Genomic DNA, 15,742 nt, shown 5'->3' on the forward strand with positions numbered 1-15,742 from the left:
CCTATATACATGTCGTCTTGTATTACGTTAAACTCCCATAAACCAACCTTAAGTAGCACGTCTTTCTTGTACAGAGTTCCACTACCTAAAGGGAAAACCATGAGACCGAGGTTGTGCCTACTCTTGTATAGCGTGTCTACCACATACTTCATACTGTACGTCAGGGAGACACCGAGCTTCGTCTTTCTGTAAGTATAGCCTAACCATCTAGCTACACACGCATCATACCCCAACTCAATACACGAGATTAGTTTAGGTATGGTGTCTTCATGCAATCTTGAGTCAGCATCTAAGAAAAGAATCAAGTCATGTCTAGAATTAAGAACCCCATAATTTAGGGCGGCGGCCCTGCCTTTAGGTCCTTCGGTTCTCACAACGAACTTGAAATTATTGAGTCCTAGTTTTGAGGCATATTCTTCAGAAACTCTCTTAAGTTCTAATCCTGTTTCGGGAGGGTCATCACATATAATCAAGACTTCATACTCGCGGTTCAGAGTACTTAAGCCCTTACTTAGATTGTCTATCAATTCAAGTATTAGGTGTTCCGGCTCATTCTTCACAGGCACTACCACACTGACGCCAGAATTTAGGAGACTACTACTCACCCGTACTTCTTTCTTCCTATTCTCTTCGCCAAGAAAGTACATGACGCTGTGAATAAACATTACTAAAATACTCGGCATTATTAGGAAGACATAAATCAGCAGCCTGATTATCTCGTTCATTGTTACTCCCTACACTAAACATAATACTAAGAGGTAGACTTTAATAACGTTTAATACCTAATAACTTAGGTAAGACGCGTAAGATTAGAGCAGGATTGAGAGACTTAAAGCATGAAAACTTTTATAGTCTTTTGTTTAAGTAAAACTTAGACAAGGTGTGACACTCTTGACTCATCTGGATGATGTAGTTGAGTGGTTAAAGACTTACGGCTCTTCTTTTGTGAACGCCAGGAAGATCTCGAGAAAATTCAACGTGAATAGTAAGGTAGCAGCACACATACTAAAACAACTCAAGATTAGAGGTTATGTAGTACTTTATAAGAGGAGGAGAGGCAGATTCAATATATACAAGATAAATAAGAGCAGGTTAAACAACAAAATAAAAAGCTCTAAGGAAGTAAATGTTTTAGTTAAGTCTAAGCAGTTTTTACAGGGCTGACAGTGCTAAGGTCCCTATCTTTAAGTGATGAAGTATTTAAGAAGATGCAAGCTCTGCTTACTTAAGTTTAGAGATGAGCTAGTTTCTTAGTAGGTGGTGGCTTTAGTCGTGAGCCAGAAACCGGAGCTTATTGAAGGCGACATGATTAGACTTCATGATAATAGTTTATGGGTTGTAAAAGGTTGTTATCACCCGCCCGAAGGTATAGTTGCGGTTCTTAGATTATTTGAAGGTAAGAAAATTAAGAGATTAAGTGATGCTTACGTCATCATGTCGAGATACTACAAACATTACATGAGGTTTATTCCAGAACTTGGAAAAATCGTTCCCGTAATTCCTCACTATGCAGTGTCTGATTATTTAAGGTCCCTAGCAATGACTAGAGAGTTATGTGAAGGTCTAAGCTACCTACATGACGTAGCACTCAATCTAATAAAATTACTATCTAGTCAGGGTATTGAGTGCGGCTTAAGCGGTAGCCTACTCGGTGGTTACTACACTCAAGACTCAGATATAGACCTGATTTGCGTGGAGCAGTCAGTTAATAGTTATGAGATCCTGAAAAATTTGATGAAGTCTAAAATCACGGAACATCTCTCACCAGGTGATGCTTTAGAGGAAATCTCGTCAGTAGGTGAGCTAGTCCCAAGAAATTATCACGTGAGGTTCCTACAACGTAAGCTTACTCAGGGGAAGTTTAAGGGGGTTAAATATACTCTCAGGATTCTTGATTGCAGTGCAGAGGAAGAGTTTTTAGGTCCTTATGACGTAACTCTTGAAGATCAAGTAGTAATTAAGTTAGATAGTAGCTCTTATAAAACACCTGCCGTATACGAAGCAAGCATTTTAAGACCCCAGTTAATCCGAGGAGTGAGGACTTACCTCATCTCTTACAGAGCTAGACTAACAGAGTTACATAAAGGAACCTTAATAGTGGGTAGGGGTTTAATTCACTTAAGACTTGATGACGGATTAGCTGTCATAGACTTCGACGCACCAAATTCTTTCTTGGAACACATTAGCTAGGGTACTGTTAGTGTGACCTCAACAATATTATATAGTTGAGGTCAATATATCTAATCAATGGATATGAGAGCAGTTAGGTGGTCTGGTTGAATGCGAAAAGGAGGAGAGTGAAGGCGTATGTCAACGCATTAAGTGATTTAATAAGTAGCGATAATCCTAGTAGAGAACTGGCGATTCAGCTAGTTAAGAAGTATCTAGAGAGTGTTAATGTAGAGCCTTTCAGAGGCGCTTCAAAACCTGAAGATATATACGAGAAAGAAATGATTAGCCTTTACGTAATAGCTACTAGAGGACTAGGAATAAACAATGAGTTTAGAGAACTGATGAGTAAGGTTTTTAATAAGGAGCTAACGTATGAGGACACTTACTTACTACTCTCTCGAGACACGCCTCCAGAGATTATACGAGAAGAGATCCGAGCACTTGTGGGTAATATTGACGAGTCCTACATCACGAGAGTTTTAAGATACGCTTTAATACTTTACCACCTGGACTTTGAGTCTTTCGAGAACGTGATAAGAGTCTTGAAGAAGGCTTACCAGGCCTTCCCAGAATTTAGTGACGCTGTAAGGAGGTTTACTAAATTCGTTATCTCGGTTAAGCTTGCTGAAGAGATAAGTCAAGGAATAATAAAGAATAAGATCGAGAAAGAGATAAGGAAGCAATTAATTTCTTTAGAGATAGGACTACCTAAGTCTACTCCCTCAGACGATTACGTGATGAAGGTAGCTAAAGTCACGTATGAGATAAGCGATACTCTTCTCTCAAAAATTTTCGAGCAAACTCAACCTCAGAACAACAAGACTAGCGACTGAAAAGTTAATCTAGAATTTCTCAGAAGTCTAGAGCCTCACTAAAAGCAGAGTCTGTTCTAGACTGAGCAAGCTCTTTAGAGCGTTAACATACTGAATTACAACTGAAAGTCTCGTCTCTTTATGGTGGAGGTGGTGTGGTAGGGTTCGTAAGCTCTTAAGCTCTATATCTTTCAGTATGTATATTTTGGTGGGTAGCATATTCCCGAGCTCCGCACTATGTGGGGTAGGGGGTAAAGCGCTTGAAACCGGGCGCAGGACTGAGCCCGGCTCCCACCGAGGAGGTCAGTTACCTGTAGACTTCAGATATCGCTTTTCTAACCTCGGGGGGCAGAGTCTCATACTCTACTTCAGTATCTTTAACTTCCTTAAAATCACTTAACTCTAGCAAATTCCACTCTTTTTCTTCCTCGCCGACAGAATATGAACCTTTAAGTGTTTTATGTACTACTATAAAGCTCTTCCCGTCAGGAGTCCTATAATGCTCTACAACAATTCTCTCCCTACCCTTCTTAACGTGATATACTGACTGCCTCTGAGCCTTCAGCACCAGCTAACACCAACATTAGAGTTCATGCCAGGTATTTAAGCATTTGATCTAATGCTTTAGTAAAGGATATTATTTTTGTAGACTTGCTTTACTTGACGCGAGTTTGGTGGTTCAAGAGATGGGTAAGTGCTTAGCGTGTGGAAGAGAAGCTAACACTATCAGCTCATCTCTCTCTATTTGTGGAGAGTGTTTAAAGAGCTTAAGTAAGGTTCCGGAGTTTAGTAAATCTAGGCGTGTGAAGTTTAGGAGTAGTTTGGGGCTTCCAGTATTTCCTCCAGTCGTGAGTGAAGAAGGTGGTTTCAGGCAGTGTAGTATATGCGTTAACGAGTGTCAGTTAAGGGAAGGCGATGTAGGTTTTTGTGGTTTGTGGACAAACATAGGAGGCTTAATGAAGTTCAGGCTAGGTCTAGATAAAGCACTAGGTTTATGGTATCTTGACCCACACCCAACAAACTGTGTTGCAGCACCTGTATGTCCAGCCAACACCAGCAGAGGGTACCCTGAATACACAAAAACACCAGGTGTTGAGGTAGGCTACTATAACTTAGCAGTCTTCTTCGGCGGTTGCTCACTAGATTGTTTATTCTGCCAGAATTACGAACACAAAGAACTCGTGTCAGAAAGTATTAGAGGGAAAAGTAAGAGATTCTTCGCTGTTAAGGACCTTATTGAGAGAGCATTAAGTCCTGTAGTGACTTGTGTCTGTTACTTTGGTGGCGATCCAGGACCTCACTCGCCTCATGCCATAGCGGCGTCCAGAGAAATACTCAGAAACTCTGAAGAGCAAATCAAGAGGATATGTTGGGAGACTAACGGTCTTCAGAACCCGGCTATCATGCGTGAGATGGCTAAATTAAGTCTCGAGTCTGGCGGGATAGTCAAGATAGATTGGAAAGCCTGGAGTCCCGTAATTTACGAGGCGCTCACAGGAGTTAACGGGGTTAAAGCCGTTGAGAGGCTAAAACATAATGTTCGACTAATTAGCGAGTTGAGAAGTTCTAGGAGAGAGCCCCCACTCTTAGTAGTAAGCACTCTCTTAGTTCCAGGATATGTTGACCTATATGAGGTAGAGGGAATAGCTACGTACATAGCTAGTGTAGACCCTGACACGCCCTACGTCTTACTAGCGTTCCATCCAACACACCTAATGAGAGACCTACCCACCACCAGTTACGACCATGCTCTCAAAGCGCTAAGAATCGCTCGAAGCTCAGGACTGAAAGAAGTATACATAGGTAATGAGTGGTTATTATCAAACTCGTACCTCGTATGACGAGCCGACCTGTTTGTTCTCACTTAGTCACTACGTATAGACACTTCAGAGCCGTCATGAATTATGAGTACATTGATGTAGTGTCTTGAATAATCGTTGAGCTTGATAACGTTAGACTGCCTGTAGGTTGTTTTTGTTGTTTCTATGGATTCCGAGAATTAATTACATAGTATAGTGTTTGAGTGTTTTGGAGCCTGTGAGCTGATGAGTCGTTGGCGAGGGACGAGGCTCTGTAAACCGCTCTTAGCTGATAGCTCTTGAGAACACAGTAGCTCCCTAGAGCTGCAGGCGGGAATAACCAGAGATAAACACAACCAAAATAACTAAAATAGCCTAGCTAATGGGCACAGGCAACCACCTCTCTCAACACCTGGTTTAGTTATGTTTTTAATACTCTAGTGTTTTTATGGTGTGGGTGCTGAGTTGAGCAGGAGAGGCTCTGTCTCTGTTCTTGCTTACCTCATGTTTTTATGTATTATTATTCATTACATGTCAGCGACTCCAGCGGTAAATGCTCAGACGCAAGTTCTCGATAAGTTATTAACTATAAGCAACAACGACTTAATACTAGTCTACAATATAACTAGAACTCTCGAAGTAGTCAACGTTAGTAGCATGCCAATGAGTTATAGTGTAAAGCAGGAATACATGATTAGAGTTAAGGTAGTCAACGACACTCACGTATTCGTCCAGGGATTCAGATTCCCTGAGTCAGAAATATACTTAACACTCAGCAGTTCTAATTGGGTAGGTATAGGAGGACTTATTTACTGGATCCTCAGCAACTACACAGACTTCCTAGCAAAGAATATCTTGCCCGAGTATAACACTACTATAAATAAGAGACTTGCAACCGATTTCATGAATTCTGTGTTTGTTTTGCCTATACTAAGCGGGGAGGCTTCAGGTACTTGCACGAACATCCCGATAGGCGGCGCTTACATAAGCGGCTTTAAAGCAGTGATTTCTACGAGCTTAGGTAGCGGCAACGCCTATTACGACTGCAAGTACGGGATCCTTTTTAAAGCATACATAACCAAAACGATTCACCAGAGTTCAGTAAACACTACACACTTAATTAAAGACTCAGTAAATCTAGAACTTCACAGAGCCAACACAGAAATACTAAACGAGATAGTTATTAAGGAGCGTGTTTGGAGCCTCTATGACATCTTAATTTACGTAGTTCCCGCGACTTCTGTAGCGGTAGCTACAACTGCAGTCCTCATTTATGTATTAAAGATTAGGAGAAAGCCTATAGTAAGTGACCAGTCGGCTAGCAGGTGATTACATCTGAAGAACTTAAGTCTAATAGTAGACAAGCTGATTGCTAAGTATTCAAGCATGTTAGAAGATGACTCGTTTATCCCAACTAAAGCTAGGAAAGCTTCTTTAAGCCCTCTAGAATCCTTAATAGGAATAATACTCTCACAAAACTCTACAGATAAGAACGCGTGGAAAGCTCTTGAGAATCTGATTAAGTATTATGGTGGTAGAGTTACTGCAGAAAAAATAAGTAGTACTGACTTGAGAGTCTTGGAGTCGCTGATAAAGCCAGCAGGCATTTACAGGTCTAAAGCTAGAGCTATTAAAAACCTTGTGTTAGTCTTGAGGGAAGAAGAATTAACTTCTCTAGACGCTAGTAAGTTAAAAGAAAAACTAGCTCTCGTACGTGGTGTAGGGCCGAAAACCATAGATGTCTTCTTGGCTAGCGTGCGCGGCGTGCCCACCTTCCCTATAGACACGCACATCAGGAGAATCCTCTACAGGCTTGGAGTGATAGATAAGAGGATTGAAAAGTATGAGAAGATTAGGTCTGTGGTAATGAGTCAAGTACCGCCAGATAAGCTCCTGACGACTCACTACGTGTTAATAATTCACGGAAGGACTACATGTAAGGCTAGAAAACCGCGGTGTGCTGAATGCCCAGTAGAAGACTTGTGTGAGAAGAGAGGAGTTAGTTTCTGTTGAAGAATAGCGCTACTGCCGCGGTCTTCTCTCAAAATACTGTAACAGTTTTCGCTAGGTTCCTGGGTTTGTCAGGGTCTAGACCTTTCTTGATGGCTGTGTAGTAAGCTAATAATTGTAAGGGTATGATGTATGAAACTGCTGAAGCCACCTCATGCTGAACAGGCATTACGAGCCGGAAATCAGCTAAAGATAACGCCTCCTCCGCGTTATTTGGTGAAACCAGTATCGTGTAAGCATCTCGTGCTTTCATTTCCTCAATATTACTCTTTATTAGTTCTTCCTCGTCTTTACTTAATATGACGAACAACACTGGAAAGTCTTTCTCTATCAGAGCTATGGGACCGTGTTTTGACTCTCCAGCTGGGTATGCCTCAGCATGCACGTATGCGATCTCCTTCATTTTAAGCGCTCCCTCCATGGCTACGGGCAGCCCAAGTCCTCTCCCAAGATAGTATGCGTTACTCTTCAAACTCATTTTATCGGCTAGTACTGATACTTTCGTCTCTTCCTCTCTCAAAATCTTAGCTACTATATTAGGAGTTTCACGTAATGCGTTATACGCGTCATTAGCTATTTGAGGCTTTAAGACCCCTCTTAACTCGCCTGTCTTGAGAGCTAAGTATGAGAGAAGTGCTACCTGTGATGTGAAGGTCTTTGTTGCCGCCACGCTTATCTCTGGTCCTGCTCTTATGTATATAGGCATATCAGCTTCTCTAGCTATAGTAGACTCCACCACGTTAGTTACCGCGATCGTTAAAGCACCCTTCTCTCTAGCCTCCCTGATTCCTCTTAAGGTATCTATAGTCTCGCCTGACTGACTAACCCCGATGACTACATCACCTTTACCTAGTGTGTTGAGCCACCAGCGACTCTCTGAAGCTACTATAGCTTCAGCCCATAAGTTAGCGTACTTCCTGAGCAAGAGAGCTGCTATTAGTGTGGCGTGGTAAGACGTTCCCGCGCCAAGTAGTAAGACTCTCTCTGACTTGGCAATCACTCTAGCTACCTCGCTAGTTGCTTCACCTGCACCACTCAACGTAGAAGCCAACGCATAAGGTTGTTCGTGAATTTCTTTAAGCATGAAGAAGTCATAGCCTTCTTTAGAAGCCATTTCGGGGCTCCACTCGACAGTCCTAACCCTAGACTCTACATTGACAGGAACCCACTTAACCACGTCTTCACTACTCACCATCTTCTCTATCACAACCTTACTTGGCGTGACGTAACCTACCTCCCCATCCCTCAACACTATTATTCTCCTAGTGTAGTCTATGAACGCCACAACATCGCTTGCTACAAAATTACTTTTATTTCCCAAACCTACTATTAAGGGCGACATTCTCCTAGCAAAAAATATTTTCTTGGGTTCCTCTACGTCTATCATCGCCAGAGCGTAAGCTCCCTCCAACAACTCAATAGTCTTCTTGAAAGCCTCGTAGGTTTCGTAGCCTCTCTTCTTAAAAGACTCTACTAGGTGAGGGATTACCTCAGTGTCTGTATCTGAGGTAAAGCTATGCCCCTCGCTAATTAAGAGCTCCTTAAGCTTCTTATAGTTCTCTATGATTCCATTATGTACTACAGCTATACGACCTGAGCAATCAACATGAGGGTGAGCGTTCTCATCACTAGGTTTCCCGTGTGTTGCCCACCTAGTATGTCCTACGCCGCTGACTCCGTAGATAGTATCAAAACTCAGTTTTTGAGATACAAGATCTATCATGCCCCTAGACTTCCTAACTTTAAGCAAGCCTTCATTAGTCATAACAGCTAAGCCTACAGAGTCATAACCCCTATACTCTAACTTCTTTAAAGCTTCCTTAATCAGCTTGCCTAGAGGCTCTTGAGAGAGCATTTCGTCTGTAGTCACTCCTATTATGCCACAAACCACGTCATCACAGCCCCACACTTACTTAATTTCTCAGTTAAGAAATAAATAGTTTGAGTGAGGGTTGTCTGCATGAAGGTCTTGCTAGTTAATGATGACGGGTTTGTGACTAAAGCTTTGCCTCTAACTTATCACGCGCTATCATCTTTCGGCGAGGTAATAGCTGTAGTTCCTGAGGTGCCTAAGTCAGGCGGTGCTCACTCATTAACGTTGCATAAGCCTCTCTTCTTAAGAGAACTCTTAATACATGACATTAAGGTCTACGTAATAAACGGGACCCCTGTAGACGCGATTCACGCCGCACTACAGATACTCAATTATAAGCCGTCTTTAGTAGTTTCGGGAGTGAATATAGGAGAGAACACGTCATCTCAAAACATACTCTACTCAGGAACTATAGGAGCTGCCCTAGAAGCAGGCTTGCTAGGAATTCCGTCTATTGCTTTCTCAGCTGACGTAGAGAACGATGAGGAACTAATAGAGCCTCAATACTCGTTTAAAGTCAGGAAGATAATAGAAGCTATCATAAACTTCATCGCGAGTAGAGGCTGGTTTAACGGGGTAGACACTATATCAGTGAATATTCCTAAATCTGGTTTCAGGGGCGTAGTAATGCCTCGAACTCAGAGATTAAGATTTTTTCAGAGATTTGAGAGCAGGGTAGACCCTAGAGGAAGGAGATACTACTGGTTAGTTGGTAATAAAGTCACCGAGAAAGACACAGACTCTTACTACCTTAGTGAGGGTTACGTGGTTCTTACGCCTTTAAGAGTAGACTTAACACACCCTACACTGAGCGGCTGTAGCGAGCTAGACCCTCTCCTAAATGATTTAGTAAAACACCTCAACCACACATTAAAGCTACTTTAGCTAAGTAGTTGTGAGGACATGATGCGATGAGTAGAAGGAGACTAGAAGGTTTTACACGTTTTGAAGAATACGAAAATGCTCTATCAAAATTACTGACTCAAGTCAACGTAGCTCTCGAGTTAGAGAAGATACCTGTGAGTGAGTCTTCTGGTAGGATTGCGGCTGAAGACTTGTACAGCCTAAGAGATTACCCGCCTGTTGATAGAGCAGCCTTAGACGGCTACGCAGTAAGGTCGCTAGACGTGTTAAGTGCTTCACCAAGTAATCCAGTAATACTGAAAATTGTTGGAAGTATTGAAGCAGGAGAAGTCCCTAAGTTCTCAATCAATGCCGGAGAAGCCGCCATAGTCTTCACCGGCGCTCCAATACCTGAAGGCTCAGACTCTGTAGTTCCTTTTGAGGAAGCCGTCAGGAGAGGAAACCTTGTTCATATCCTGAGGCCAGTCCAGAAATACAAGAATGTTAGCAGGGCTGGTGAAGACATCAAGACAGGTGATTTAATAATTAGGAGAGGCATCATAATAAGACCATGGCATATAGCGGCATTAATTGAGGCTGGGTTTGAGGAAGTTAAGGTCTTTAAAAGACCTAGAATAGGCATCATAAACGTAGGTAATGAGCTAATAGTTGAGGAAGGTAACAAAATACCGAATTCTACCGGGCCCCTAATATACGCGTACCTAAAAGAACTTGGTTGCGAGCCTGTCTTGATCGGTGTAGTACCTGACGATGAGGAAGAGATACTTAACACGGTTTTGAGAATTTTGCGAGATTTTGAAATACTTATAACGACTGGAGGAACTTCCGTCGGCGGCAAGGACTTAGTTCCTGAAGCTCTCTCTAGGATTAGCGGCGCTAACCTGATTTTCCACGGTGTTAACTTAAGGCCTGGCAGGACTACTGGAGCATACGTAATTGAGGGAAAGCCTATACTGATGTTTTCAGGTCTTCCTGTAGCGGCTTTAGTAGGTCTTGAAGCTTTTGTTAAGCCCCTCATCAGACATCTCACAGGAGCTACGCTACTACCAGAACCTACTGCGAGAGTTAAAGTACGTAGGAGAGTAACTAACGTTATTGGGTTTAAGTCTTTCTTTAGGGTAGTTGTTTACCGTGAGGGTGGTGAGCTCTCAATGGAGCCACTGAGACTAACAGGGTCAGGGATCATATCAACCCTTCTAAGAGGTAACGCCATACTAGTCGTTAATGAAAATATAGAAGGATATGATGAGGGCGACTACGTAGATGTAGTCTTGATAGGACCTATATACGAGAAAAGACCCGAGTTCTTAGAGTGAGAGACGCTATGAACGCTACTACTTATAGTAGATTTTAACCAAATATTGCGCTTTCTTTAAGTAGCTTACCTTCTTCGAATCTCTCTAGTCTCAATTCTTTAGTCTCAGGTATCCTGGGCTTGCCTTCTAAGATTATATTCTTGAGTTCCTCACCTACTATGGGGGCCATCATATACCCATGCCCGCTAAATCCTGTCGCAGTAACGAGGTTTTCTATGAATGGAACCGCTCCCACTATGGGGTGGTGGTCTGGCGTGACCTCGTAGTAACCTACCCACACTCTAAGCAGGTTAGTACCTAGTATTTGAGGGAAATACCTAGACATTATAGTCACTGCTTTCTTTAAGTATCCGTACCTCAAGCTCATGTCTTCTTCAGGTACAGGGAATTCTGCACCGACTAAGAGACTCCCCGTCTCATGCTGTACTATATAAGAGCCTGTCTCTTTATGTATGACTAGAGGTCTGATGAACTGCACATACTTCTCAGTGACTAGCAAGTGGTGTGGGTCTTTCTTGAGTGGTATCTTAATACCTAGCTTTCCTAATAAGTCCTTGCTCCACACGCCAGCAGCTATTACTACATGCTCGTTTACTTGAATCTCCCTCATTCTATCAACGACTATAGAACGCGCTCTACCGCTAGACACTCTCACGTCAGTAACTGAAGTGTACTCATGAATAGTGACACCTAACTCTCTTAACTTCCTCCTCACAGCCCAAAGGAACTTTAGTGGGGATGCTTTACCCGCCATGGGGTCATAAAGTGCTGCTAGAACGTCATTTAGTTCTATGGGTATCAAGTCTCTTATCTCGTCTCTGTCAAGCATGCGTGTCGGGACGCCCAGGCTATTCTGATAAGCCGACAACTTCTTATGAAATTCTACGAGCTCTTCCGTGGTTAGCAACCATAAGTACCCGTCTTGCACGAATTCTAAACCACTAATCTCTTCTCTTAGGGATAACCATCTACGTATAGATTCTTTCATTAGCTTTATGTGGACGTCTGACGCGAACGAAGCCCTAACACCGCCTGCACACCTACCCGTACTACCAAAACCTAGGTACTTTTCCTCAAAAACATGAATATCTTTAACGCCTTCTTTAGCTAAGTAGTAAGCAGTCATAAGCCCTGTTGAACCACCGCCTACTATAGCTACATTAACAGACTTCAACTCCTTAACTCACCTCTCCTTAAATACGTATAGGGGCACTGGCTTCAGGGGAGGTCTTGATGGGGGAACCCTCAATTCTGTATCACTTTTCTCTTTAGCCGTATTGCCAAAGAGCTGAGGATACATACGTAGTACCATGTTTATACAATAACGACCTCCGCAAGGACCCATACCCAGCCTAAGCCTCCTCTTAAGTGTCTCTATATCTCTAATACCTTCCTCCTCTATTACCTTCTGAACTTCCTCTAAGGATATCTCTTCACATAAGCAGAGGAGTTTCACCATCACTTAATCACCCTAATAGCTCTTACGACCATGGCTAAATCCTTAGGAGCTGAGACTGTGACTACCCAAGACTTAGTTATCTTATCTCTGTAGACTCTTGTTACAACACCTCTACCGACTTCTCTTCCCTCACGGTCTAGGAGCACTACCTCGTCTCTTTTTGAGGGAGCAGGGAGTAGTTCGTGAGGTAGTGTGACGTAACCAGCATCTCCTTCTCTTGAGACATCTACTACGAAGATTGCCAGACCAGGACACCGCCCAACACACACCCCGCAACCAGTACATTTACTGAAGTCTATTTTGGGTAAGTCAGTTATTTTGCTTTTGGAAACGGCGTTGAACGGGCAGGAAAACACGCACACGTTACACGGTATCTCTTCAACACACTCGTAAATTGCTACAGGACCCTTATGTAATCTAGTCTCGTCTGGAACGTACCCCATCTTAGTGAGCGTATCTAAATCAACTACACCTGTTTCTTTGAAGCGACTCATTCAATCACACCCCGCAAGGCATGAGAGACGATTGCCAGCCTTTCCTAACTTTCTCGCTGACGGGCGCGGACCTATACTCGTAAAGCATTCTTATGAGGTTTTCTCTCTTAGTAACATACTCTTCTTTCTCGCCGTAAGCTTTGACCAGTATAGAATAGCCCGCAATCCACCCCTCAATAAACGCCGTAGTTGCTTCCTCGATTGCTGCTAAGTCTCCTGCTATGAAGACGTTCTCTACTGAAGTCTCCATATACTGAGTCCTCAGAGGTACTAGACCCCCGAGTTCGGGTATGTATTTCATGGCTGCTCCAAACTGCCTCACTAATTCTGTGTTCGGAGTTAATCCAACAGCTAATAATACCGTGTCTACCTTAAAGGATTTCTCAGTGCCTTGTATGACATTCCAGCTCTCGTCAACACGAGCGATGATTGCCTCTTCAACTCTCTCAGCGCCTTTAACGCCTAGTATAGTGTGGCTTGTGAGTATAGGTATTCCGTACCTCCTTATCTTAGCTGCGTGAACAAACCAGCCCCCGATCTTCGGCAAAGCCTCAACAACCGCCTTGACTTCAGCACCTGCTTGAAGTAGCTGATAAGATATTATTAGTCCGACATTACCAGAGCCCACCACTAAAATCTCGTTGCCAGGCTTAACTCCCCACACGTTCATCAAGGTCTGTGCTCCTCCAGCCCCCATAACTCCTGGTAAGTCATTATTCTCGAACACTAGGTAGTTTTCGTAGGCGCCAGCCGCGATCACGACGTACTTAGGTCTTATTAAATACGTGGCTTCATCGCTGATTGCTACTATACCCTCCTTAAACACCCCTATTACGGTAGTCCTACTCAGTATTCTGATGTTAGGGCATTTACTCAGCTTATTAGCGTACTCTTCAGCTATCTCAAAACCTCTTTTACCAGCAAATAATTCCTTAGAACCAAAGAATATGTGAGTCTGCTTTATTAGCTGACCGCCGAGTCTTATCTGGTCGTCTACGAGCGCTACGCTGAGGTTCGTGCCACACAAGACTTCAGCTGAAGCCATTCCAGCAGGCCCTCCGCCGACAATCAGCACGTCAACGTCAAGTTCCTCATTAACCAACCTCTTCTCGTACTTGCTCGCTTCAGGGAGGTTGCTAATCCTCTCTATCTTCATGTTCTCTTCTGCTGGCGTAACACACGACCGTGTCGGAATTCCGTTGACCCTGACTATGCAGGAACCACACTTGCCGACCATGCAGAAGACAGCTCTAGGCCTTTTTAAGCTAGGTGATAACCTAAATAAGTCTATCCCAGCTGCGTAAATCGCTGCAGCCAGAGACTCACCCTCAAAAGCTCTTATGGGCTTGCCCTCAAAGAATATAGTTATTTCTTTGCCGCGCTTAAACTCTAGTATTGGGTGTGTATGTATCCTCCTATCCCTCAAAACGCATCAACCAAAAAGTAATCTCTAAGAAATAAAAATATTTTAGTTTTCGTCAAAAGAAGATTTAGTGAGGTGCTAGGTACTTGGAGAACACGAGAGTATCAAGCCTAACACACTTTTTCAAGCCTAGAAGCGTGGCTGTTTTAGGAGCTTCTGTCATTGAAGGTACTGTAGGCAGAGCAATAATGGTTAATTTAGTTAGTGAGTTTAAGGGAGTGATATACCCTGTAAATCCTAAGTATGATGAAATCTTAGGCTTAAAGGCTTATAAATCGTGTAGAGACCTCCCAGAAGTTCCGGACCTAATAGTGGTTGCCGTACCAGCTAAGATAGTGCCTCAAGTGCTTGATGAGTGCGGGAGTAGGGGGGTCAAAGCAGCCATAGTAATAAGTGCTGGCTTTAAGGAAGTGGGGGAGGAAGGCGAAAAGCTTGAAAAAATGCTAGTTGACGTGGCTAGAGAACACGGAGTTAGAGTGATAGGACCTAATTGTTTAGGTGTCTACGACGCGCACTCAAGACTCAACACAATATTTAACCCGCCTGATAGACAGAAAATGCCGCCTCCAGGTAGTGTTGCTTTCTTGTCTCAGTCAGGCGCGTTAGGTGCGGCAATACTTGACTGGCTAGCAGAATATAATATCGGCATGAGCAAGTTCGTTAGTTACGGTAACGCTGCTGACGTGAAGGAATGGGAGCTCCTAGAGTACCTGGTTGAGGACCCGGAAACTAGAGTCATAATGATGTATATTGAGGGAGTTGAAGACGGCAAGAACCTGCTTAAGGCAGTGAGGAAGGCCACCGTGGCCGGGAAGCCAGTCATAGTATTAAAAGCAGGTAAGTCTGAGAGAGGCATTAGAGCTGTATCGTCACATACTGGCTCCCTAGCAGGCTCATACAAGGTCTACGAAGCGGGCTTAACACAAAACGGTGCCTTAGTAGTTAATGAGTTAGATGAATTCATACTAGCTACTAAGGCACTCAGTTGGTTGCCTGCCCCACACGGTGATAGAGTAGCTATAGTGACAAATGGCGGTGGTGCTGGAGTACTGACTACTGATGCGGTAGAACTTCTGGGTCTACGTCTTGCTGAATTATCTGAGGAGACTAAGAGATACTTGAGAAGTAAGTTACCCCCGGCAGCATCCTTGAATAACCCTGTAGACATACTTGGTGACGCGCCGCCAGAAAGATACGAGGTAGCTATGGAGGCAGTGATGAGAGACGATAACGTAGACTTAATAATAGTCATAGGAATAATGCAGTCACCAGCATTTAAGCCTTTAGAAGTTCTTGAGAGTATAAAGAAACTACTGAGAGAGTATAAGAAGCCGACGGTCTTTGTAGCTCCAGGCGGAGAATACACTGTAAACAACTTGAAGAAGATAGAGTCTGGGGCTAGAATACCCACGTTCAAGTCTCCTGAAGAAGCGGCTAAGGCTTGCTACTTCCTAACAACCTGGTATAGGAACTACGAGGTGCTGAAGTCTCTGAAGACTACCTAAAGAACGTGCTAGAAG

At 43.3% G+C, this 15,742-nt stretch carries 16 protein-coding genes; 9 read left to right on the top strand and 7 right to left on the bottom strand.

Translation table 11 applies throughout. From position 1 onward, the window contains the following. On the bottom strand, positions 1-725 hold a 725-nt coding region (locus QXL29_06955; protein MEM2284330.1), incomplete at its 3' end, for a glycosyltransferase family 2 protein. A gap of 166 nt (positions 726-891) precedes the next feature. On the opposite strand from QXL29_06955, the gene QXL29_06960 reads away from it, so the two are divergent. The 3 genes from QXL29_06960 (at position 892) to QXL29_06970 (ending at position 3,005) form a co-directional block, all read left to right on the top strand. Further along, complete coding sequence (locus tag QXL29_06960; protein ID MEM2284331.1) at positions 892-1,164, top strand: hypothetical protein; 273 nt, start codon at positions 892-894, stop codon at positions 1,162-1,164. 96 nt (positions 1,165-1,260) lie between these two features. Beyond that, positions 1,261-2,190: a hypothetical protein gene (locus QXL29_06965; GenBank protein ID MEM2284332.1), complete on the top strand. Its 930-nt coding sequence runs from the start codon at positions 1,261-1,263 to the stop codon at positions 2,188-2,190. Positions 2,191-2,276: 86 nt separating this feature from the next. Then, a complete protein-coding gene (locus tag QXL29_06970) occupies positions 2,277-3,005 on the top strand; it encodes a DUF2192 domain-containing protein (GenBank protein ID MEM2284333.1) in 729 nt (242 codons plus the stop codon). Between the two features lie 286 nt (positions 3,006-3,291). Here QXL29_06970 and QXL29_06975 read toward each other — a convergent pair whose 3' ends face one another. Next, entirely contained in the window at positions 3,292-3,552 is a 261-nt protein-coding gene (locus QXL29_06975; protein MEM2284334.1) for a hypothetical protein, read from the bottom strand. A gap of 118 nt (positions 3,553-3,670) precedes the next feature. Here QXL29_06975 and QXL29_06980 point away from each other — a divergent pair, with 118 nt between their 5' ends. From QXL29_06980 to QXL29_06990, 3 genes are all read left to right on the top strand, one after another. Next, a complete protein-coding gene (locus tag QXL29_06980) occupies positions 3,671-4,825 on the top strand; it encodes a radical SAM protein (protein ID MEM2284335.1) in 1,155 nt (384 codons plus the stop codon). Positions 4,826-5,236: 411 nt separating this feature from the next. Further along, entirely contained in the window at positions 5,237-6,112 is an 876-nt protein-coding gene (locus QXL29_06985) for a hypothetical protein (GenBank protein MEM2284336.1), read from the top strand. 57 nt (positions 6,113-6,169) lie between these two features. Beyond that, entirely contained in the window at positions 6,170-6,796 is a 627-nt protein-coding gene (locus tag QXL29_06990) for an endonuclease III (protein MEM2284337.1), read from the top strand. A 28-nt stretch (positions 6,797-6,824) separates the two neighbouring features. On the opposite strand, the gene glmS is transcribed toward QXL29_06990, so the two are convergent. Next, positions 6,825-8,702 (bottom strand): glutamine--fructose-6-phosphate transaminase (isomerizing), encoded by a 1,878-nt coding sequence (gene glmS / locus QXL29_06995; protein MEM2284338.1) that lies wholly within the window; start codon positions 8,700-8,702, stop codon positions 6,825-6,827. Between the two features lie 36 nt (positions 8,703-8,738). Between glmS and surE the strand changes: the two genes are divergently transcribed. Both surE and QXL29_07005 read left to right on the top strand, forming a co-directional pair. After that, on the top strand, positions 8,739-9,551 hold the full coding sequence (gene surE, locus QXL29_07000) for a 5'/3'-nucleotidase SurE (protein MEM2284339.1): 813 nt from the start codon (positions 8,739-8,741) through the stop codon (positions 9,549-9,551). Between the two features lie 26 nt (positions 9,552-9,577). After that, complete coding sequence (locus QXL29_07005; GenBank protein ID MEM2284340.1) at positions 9,578-10,846, top strand: molybdopterin molybdotransferase MoeA; 1,269 nt, start codon at positions 9,578-9,580, stop codon at positions 10,844-10,846. Positions 10,847-10,880: 34 nt separating this feature from the next. On the opposite strand, the gene QXL29_07010 is transcribed toward QXL29_07005, so the two are convergent. From QXL29_07010 to QXL29_07025, 4 genes are read right to left on the bottom strand one after another with little or no spacing between them, the layout of a single operon-like run. Next, complete coding sequence (locus tag QXL29_07010) at positions 10,881-12,020, bottom strand: FAD-binding oxidoreductase (protein ID MEM2284341.1); 1,140 nt, start codon at positions 12,018-12,020, stop codon at positions 10,881-10,883. Positions 12,021-12,029: 9 nt separating this feature from the next. Beyond that, positions 12,030-12,305: a (2Fe-2S)-binding protein gene (locus tag QXL29_07015; protein MEM2284342.1), complete on the bottom strand. Its 276-nt coding sequence runs from the start codon at positions 12,303-12,305 to the stop codon at positions 12,030-12,032. Next, entirely contained in the window at positions 12,305-12,799 is a 495-nt protein-coding gene (locus QXL29_07020) for a 4Fe-4S binding protein (GenBank protein MEM2284343.1), read from the bottom strand. Before QXL29_07020 ends, QXL29_07015 begins: the two co-directional genes overlap by 1 nt. 4 nt (positions 12,800-12,803) lie before the next feature. Then, positions 12,804-14,225, bottom strand: a complete 1,422-nt coding sequence (locus QXL29_07025) for an FAD-dependent oxidoreductase (protein MEM2284344.1) — start codon at positions 14,223-14,225, stop codon at positions 12,804-12,806. Between the two features lie 83 nt (positions 14,226-14,308). Here QXL29_07025 and QXL29_07030 point away from each other — a divergent pair, with 83 nt between their 5' ends. Further along, the gene (locus QXL29_07030; protein ID MEM2284345.1) at positions 14,309-15,727 is read left to right on the top strand and encodes a CoA-binding protein; all 1,419 of its coding nucleotides are present in this window, start codon (positions 14,309-14,311) and stop codon (positions 15,725-15,727) included. The last annotated feature ends 15 nt before the right edge of the window (positions 15,728-15,742 follow it).

Origin of the sequence: Zestosphaera sp. (assembly GCA_038843015.1) — an archaeon.
Classification (GTDB): Archaea; Thermoproteota; Thermoprotei_A; order Sulfolobales; family NBVN01; genus Zestomicrobium.

What these genes read in the sequence shown, in the direction of transcription:
- QXL29_07005 (MEM2284340.1), top strand. Translation starts at nt 9,578, where the DNA reads ATGAGTAGAAGGAGACTAGAAGGTTTTACACGTTTTGAAGAATACGAA.
- QXL29_06990 (MEM2284337.1), top strand. Translation starts at nt 6,170, where the DNA reads ATGTTAGAAGATGACTCGTTTATCCCAACTAAAGCTAGGAAAGCTTCT.
- QXL29_06980 (MEM2284335.1), top strand. Translation starts at nt 3,671, where the DNA reads ATGGGTAAGTGCTTAGCGTGTGGAAGAGAAGCTAACACTATCAGCTCA.
- QXL29_07015 (MEM2284342.1), bottom strand. Translation starts at nt 12,305, where the DNA reads ATGGTGAAACTCCTCTGCTTATGTGAAGAGATATCCTTAGAGGAAGTT.
- QXL29_07020 (MEM2284343.1), bottom strand. Translation starts at nt 12,799, where the DNA reads ATGAGTCGCTTCAAAGAAACAGGTGTAGTTGATTTAGATACGCTCACT.